This is a genomic window from Fusicatenibacter faecihominis, from assembly GCF_020686945.1.
GTDB classification, from domain to species: Bacteria; Bacillota; Clostridia; order Lachnospirales; family Lachnospiraceae; genus Limivivens; species Limivivens faecihominis.
Genome location: NZ_JAJEPR010000074.1, coordinates 1 through 5669 on the forward strand (window position 1 = coordinate 1; position 5669 = coordinate 5669).

The 5669-nt window shown below is 43.1% G+C and carries 7 protein-coding genes; 1 reads left to right on the forward strand and 6 read right to left on the reverse strand.

All coding sequences use genetic code 11. From position 1 onward, the window contains the following. Positions 1-198 (forward strand): zinc ribbon domain-containing protein (locus LKD71_RS17595; RefSeq protein ID WP_178044693.1); only part of this gene is annotated, 198 nt, incomplete at its 5' end. A gap of 453 nt (positions 199-651) precedes the next feature. Here the strand turns inward: LKD71_RS17595 and LKD71_RS17600 are convergent. The 6 genes from LKD71_RS17600 to LKD71_RS17625 are packed head-to-tail and all read right to left on the reverse strand — an operon-like array spanning position 652 to position 5275. Beyond that, entirely contained in the window at positions 652-2016 is a 1365-nt protein-coding gene (locus LKD71_RS17600) for a sensor histidine kinase (RefSeq protein WP_227616383.1), read from the reverse strand. Then, positions 2007-2669, reverse strand: coding sequence for a response regulator transcription factor (locus LKD71_RS17605; protein ID WP_227616384.1), 663 nt, complete (start codon positions 2667-2669; stop codon positions 2007-2009). Before LKD71_RS17605 ends, LKD71_RS17600 begins: the two co-directional genes overlap by 10 nt. Positions 2670-2707: 38 nt before the next feature. After that, complete coding sequence (locus LKD71_RS17610) at positions 2708-3085, reverse strand: NisI/SpaI family lantibiotic immunity lipoprotein (protein WP_025580194.1); 378 nt, start codon at positions 3083-3085, stop codon at positions 2708-2710. After that, positions 3078-3821: a lantibiotic immunity ABC transporter MutG family permease subunit gene (locus tag LKD71_RS17615; protein WP_025580193.1), complete on the reverse strand. Its 744-nt coding sequence runs from the start codon at positions 3819-3821 to the stop codon at positions 3078-3080. Before LKD71_RS17615 ends, LKD71_RS17610 begins: the two co-directional genes overlap by 8 nt. A 2-nt stretch (positions 3822-3823) precedes the next feature. Beyond that, positions 3824-4570: a lantibiotic immunity ABC transporter MutE/EpiE family permease subunit gene (locus LKD71_RS17620; protein WP_015527239.1), complete on the reverse strand. Its 747-nt coding sequence runs from the start codon at positions 4568-4570 to the stop codon at positions 3824-3826. Continuing rightward, positions 4571-5275, reverse strand: a complete 705-nt coding sequence (locus tag LKD71_RS17625; RefSeq protein ID WP_227616385.1) for a lantibiotic protection ABC transporter ATP-binding protein — start codon at positions 5273-5275, stop codon at positions 4571-4573. Between the last annotated feature and the right edge of the window lie 394 nt (positions 5276-5669).

Sequence of the window (5669 nt, forward strand, 5' to 3'; positions counted from 1 at the left end):
CGCGGGAAACATCTTATAAAGGTAGACCGTTATTTTGCATCGAGCAAGATTTGCAGTGTATGTGGACATAAGAAAAAGGAACTGGCATTGTCGGATAGAATGTATGTCTGTGAATGTGGAAACAGGATGGATCGGGATGTGAATGCAGCAGTCAATATCCGAGAAGAAGGAAAAAGAATCTATAAAGAATGTGCCTGACGGCACAAGAAAAAAATCCGTAACCGGATGAAGATAAAAAACAAAACCGCGGGACACGCGGGGATAGCCTGTTTTAGCTTTGTCTTAAAAGGCAATCGAGCAGGAAGCCCCCACTTCAAAATCGTAAGATTTAAGTGGTGGGAGCATGTCACGCGGTAGAAGTGGATTAGATTATAATGATAGTAAAACAGCATGGCGGCGTCCTCCCGTGGGCCGCCATGCCTTTAACTGCTGGGAATGACAGAAAGAAAGCAGCGGCCTTGATTTCTCAAAACCGCCACCAGTGAATATAAATTAAGCGTGAAAATGGGTCTGCCCAGCAGCGGTTTTTTTCTTTTCTGCCGCTGGGCAGATGTTTTTTCTTTAGATACATGATAAGAGGAATTTTTGAAGATTCCATAAAGATTTGAAAAATGGACGGACATAAAAGACGTCCATTACACTATCGGAAAATCAGCAAGGAAGTTTCATAGTAACCTTTGCGCCGCCGGTTTCTTTTGAATTTTCTAAAATAAGCTGACCATTATGTTGTTCCATAATCGAATTTGTAATATATAGACCCATACCAAAGTGTAACTTTGAATTGCGGCTTTGATCGCCCATATAGAACCGTTCCTGTGCGTGGCATAATGCCTCTTTAGAAAACCCCGTTCCCTCGTCTGTGACTGAAATTTCCACGAAACCGTTGTTACTCTGAACATCCACATAAAGCGTTCCGCCTTGCGGGGAGTAGTCCAGCCCATTACTGATAACATTCATAATAGCACGTTCTATCAGCACCCTATCAAATTTCAGCATTTGAGGGAGTGAAACAGTATTCATTTGCAGCCGGATTTCTTTTGTCCGGCATAGTGATTCCATATAACCGAACAAGTGCTGCATGAACGCTGGCAAGTCTATACTTTCAATATGGAGCTGATAACCAACCGCCGCCCGTGATATATCAATCAGGGTTTGAATATATGACTGCATCTGGCCGGAGCTTTCCACGACGTAACCAGCGTATAATCGTTGCTCATCATCAAGATTTGTTTCTGTGAGTAAATCAGCATTTCCTTGAATAACCGTCAGAGGCGTTTTCAAATCATGGGCAAGCGCGGCGATTTGCTCTTTCTGTGTCTGTTCGGTTTTCCATTGCCGTTCTAACGAAATTTTCAGATTATCTTTCATATCTGAAAAAGATGCAAGGACATCTTCAAACTCTTTGATTTTGGCGTGTCCTACTTCAAAATCAAGGTTTTGCTTTGAAACCTCCGCAGTTGCTTCAAAAAGCGGGGTCAGTTGTGTACGCAGGTTCTTAGCAAATCTGGCGGTCAGTATGATAATGACCAGCAGCGAATTTACAGCCATCAGGATAAACGCAAGCGTGTCAGGAGATGGAAAATATTCCGGTAGCCATGACATTGTAAATTGAGAACCAATATAATACCTTAAAACGCAAAATTCGTTTTCCCGGACAACAAGTGCAAACTGCCTCCCCGTAGCATATTCAATATATTCTCCCTTTGCGTACAGCAGGGCAATTTCTTTTTCATCATCGTCCATATTGCTGTAAAGCTCATTAAAGTTCTTGTCCAGAATTAAGTAGCCGCATCCCTGTGGAATCACAACCTTTGTAATATCCGGGGCAATCGTCAGCGTTGGAATGATCTCTTTTACCTGCAATTCACTTAGATTTGCTCTTGTAGCTAATCCAGCATTTACAGCAAGTCCCTCCAAACCAGAAGGGACAATAATTGCCGCTACCAGCATGACAATGAGGGAGATAGCAAACTGGCGAAACAATATTTTCAATGTAGGTTTCTTTTTCACTCCCATTTATATCCTATCCCCCATACGGTGCTGATCGGACTTATTTTGAAATGCTCCAATTTCTCACGAATATTTTTTATATGCGTTGAGATCGTAGAGTTATCGCCTATTCCATCAAACCCGAAAACGGCTTCATAGATTTGTTCTTTTGTAAAAACCTGTCCCCGGTTTTTCGCAAGGTATTCACAGATTGAATACTCGCTTTTGGTAAGGGGAACCGGCTGTTCTGAAACATACAGTACCTTTGCGGAAAGGTCAAATCTTATATCAGGCTCAAATGAAAGTGTGCTGTGATGCTCCCTTTTTTCTCTGCGTAAATGTGCCGCGACACGGGCGCGAAGCTCCTGAATACGAAAAGGTTTCGTAATATAATCATCCGCACCGATGCCCAATCCAAACAATATATCTTCCTCTAATGTCTTTGCGGTCAGAAAGAGAATCGGGCAGTCTACCATATTCCTGATCTGTTTGCAAAACTCAAACCCGTCTGTGCCAGGCATCATCACATCCAAAAGAATGAGGTCATAGAAATGCAGCTTTTTGATGTCTACATCATCCGCATTTTGACAGACTGTTATCAAATATCCATCTTTCCCCAAACTGTTCTTAATCAATTCCAAGATAGAAACTTCATCGTCAACTACAAGTAAGTGGGTCAAAAAATCACCTCCCGCCCCATTATACCACATTGTCGAGGTTACTCATCATTATTTTTAATGTCAGCTTTCCGATATTCATTGTTGATATTTACAGCTACGGCATTGCTTATATCCACATCCACAATACTGTAAACGTAGCCGAAACTGAAATCTTCCCCCGCCACATTTTTGAAGCGTTTCGATACCTGCCCGATTTCTTCTTGCAGTTCTGACATTTCAAGACATTCATCCGTTATGGTATATGTCAGGCCGTTATATGAAATTTCATCATAGTTTGCGGCGTTCAGCTCATAATACGGCAGAGATTCATTTAACGCCTTATTTTTATCGGCGGTATCGCGGAGCGCACCGCAGGCCGATAAGCATATAAGACTTACAAGCACAATTACCACGGCAAACAGGCACTTTTTATTCACTGTTTTTACCTCCCTCCCAACCATGAAACCAAACCAAACTGGCAATCAGCAGACAAACAGTGCAGCATACAGAAATAATCATACCGCTGAAAAAATCGGTTTTTACCTGTGCATACAGTTGGGGGCTATCCCATGCAAGCACAGTGTAATCCATAGCACGAACGCCCCAGGCCCAGGGAATATATTTCCATGTAGCGTCACCAAGCCCTGTTATCATAAGGGCAGCTATTAAACTCCCTGCAATTCCCAATCCCATAGATGCACCTTTTCCGAAGCTCATTCCCACAAACAAATGAATCAGGTAAATGGGAAGCATGGTAATCAACAATAGAATCCCTGCTTTCAGGTAAAGGCTTGCCGGAGCATCCCTATATAGTGCAGCGAATGTTCCTAACGCTAAAAATGTTGCGCCAAAAGCACAGATCATCAGAAAACCAAGTTTACCAATATACGTTGCCATGCGAGATGGGATTGTTCCCAACAAAAGCTGATAATGCCCGGCCTGATTTTCGATCTGAACAACCAGGCCCACAATAATGCCGATCAGAAACGGGAACGCAACGGCCAGCACTTCCAGATAGGCACTGATTTTGGTTGCCAGTTCCCATCTGGATATATGATAGTAACCCGCAAAAATCGCCGCACATATAATCGGAATCATGCTGTGCATATAGAGCAAAATGCTATGTTTACACTTCTGATATTCTGCTTTCCAGCAGCGAACCACAGATACCATAGTTACCCCACCTCCTTTTTCTCAAACCATCTTGCAGTTAAAAATGACAGCGCCGCAAACCAGGCCAGCGAAATGACCAATACAAGTATAATCATCCAAAATGCCATTGCCGTACTCTGATCTGCAACCGGCTCACCATTAGGCAAAATACCTAACACGGAAATCATAAGATGCGGCACCCAGCTATACGGGCAGATCATCCACAAAGAGGTTGTAGCCGTGAAAATCCCTAAAACGCTTCCAAGTCCGGCATTAAGAATAACCGTGACAAAGATACCAACTTTTTTTGATAACCATAAGCACAGCGGAACTTCCCATAGGCTTGCAATGACAATACAAGCTGTTCCGGCCGCAGCCTGGCAAATTCCGATTGTCAGGGGAATTTCGTTGATAACTAATATTGCAAAACCGCCCAACAGATTTAGCGCCAGGAAAATGAAATTCCCCACACAGGAGTAAATACCGGCCACTCCAATTTTTGCTTTCCAGACTTTGTTCTGCGAAACAGGCAATGAAGCAACGGCACGATATTTTAGTTTGCCATTATCCCGCTGTTCAATCAAGGCACAGGTGAGCGTAAGGAATCCAGGATAAAGCAGGTTATACCACCAATTATAAGAATTGAGCTGGAACCAAAGAGGGGCAAAAAAGTTCATAAGCGCAGTTACAAACGGGGCCAGAACGATCAGCGTTTTTGTGAAAGTTCTCTTATGCTTTAGGTTCTCTGCCTGAATATATGCCATCTCCATTTAATATCCCTCCTTACCATTTCTGCGAATAACATCCATAAAGAGTTGTTCCAAATCTTCACCGGCGCGAAGCTCTCCCTCATATCCAAGGACGCCGCCAGCAATGATACCCACATGATCTGCAATCTGCTGGACTTCTGACAGAATATGGCTGGACAAAATAACTGTAATCCCTTTGCAGGGAAAAGAGCGAATTAACTCTCGAAGTTCCTCAATCCCTAAAGGGTCAAGGCCGTTAGTCGGTTCATCCAGAATCAAAAGCTGGGGACTGTTCAGCAATGCAATAGCAATACCAAGCCGCTGCTTCATACCAAGAGAAAACTGCCCGGCCCGTTTCTTGCCGGTATTCGTGAGCTGGACAATTTGCAATACCTCGTTAATTCGTGCATCGTCCAGGTCGAGCAATGTAGTTCTGACTTTGAGATTTTCGTATGCAGTCAGATTTTCGTAAAGCGGGGGCATCTCAATCAAAGCACCGATATGCTCCAGATCATTCCGCTTCCACGGGTGGCCGTCAAACTCGATGCTTCCCGATGTGGGGCGCAAAATGCCGGTGAGCATTTTTAAGATCGTGGATTTGCCAGCCCCATTCGGCCCCAGCAGACCATAAACCGAGTTGCGCCGGATGTTCAGTGACACATTGTTTACCGCCATTTGCCCCTTGAAATTTTTGCAGAGGTCAGTCGTTTTCAAAATCATATCCATATAATCAAGTCCTTTCTTTGATTTTACGGATAGCATACCGGGCAATTTTGAAGATTTCATAAAGATGTTAGAGTCCGCTTGAAACAGCTAGCCTAAGACCAGCAGAAACAACCAATCTGAGTCCAACAGAAAAAGCCACTCCGAGTCCAATTAGAAAAGCCATTACCATATTAATTCATGATCTATAATGGTGTTAGCCAATGCACCATGAAAGGAGAAACATGAACGAAAATAATAGTAATGACTTGCAGACTATCATAACACAAGTCATAGAAGAAATGAAGTATATGGACTGGATCCAGCAATAGCAAAGTAACTTACTAAAACTTCCCACACCGTATCGGTGTGTTGAACCTTGAAAATTCAATATTTCAGCCAATAAAAAAGGCATAAA

Excerpts from the sequence above, each read along its gene's own strand:
- LKD71_RS17600 (WP_227616383.1), bottom strand. The coding sequence starts at position 2,016 with ATGGGAGTGAAAAAGAAACCTACATTGAAAATATTGTTTCGCCAGTTT.
- LKD71_RS17620 (WP_015527239.1), bottom strand. The coding sequence starts at position 4,570 with ATGGAGATGGCATATATTCAGGCAGAGAACCTAAAGCATAAGAGAACT.
- LKD71_RS17615 (WP_025580193.1), bottom strand. The coding sequence starts at position 3,821 with ATGGTATCTGTGGTTCGCTGCTGGAAAGCAGAATATCAGAAGTGTAAA.
- LKD71_RS17625 (WP_227616385.1), bottom strand. The coding sequence starts at position 5,275 with ATGGATATGATTTTGAAAACGACTGACCTCTGCAAAAATTTCAAGGGG.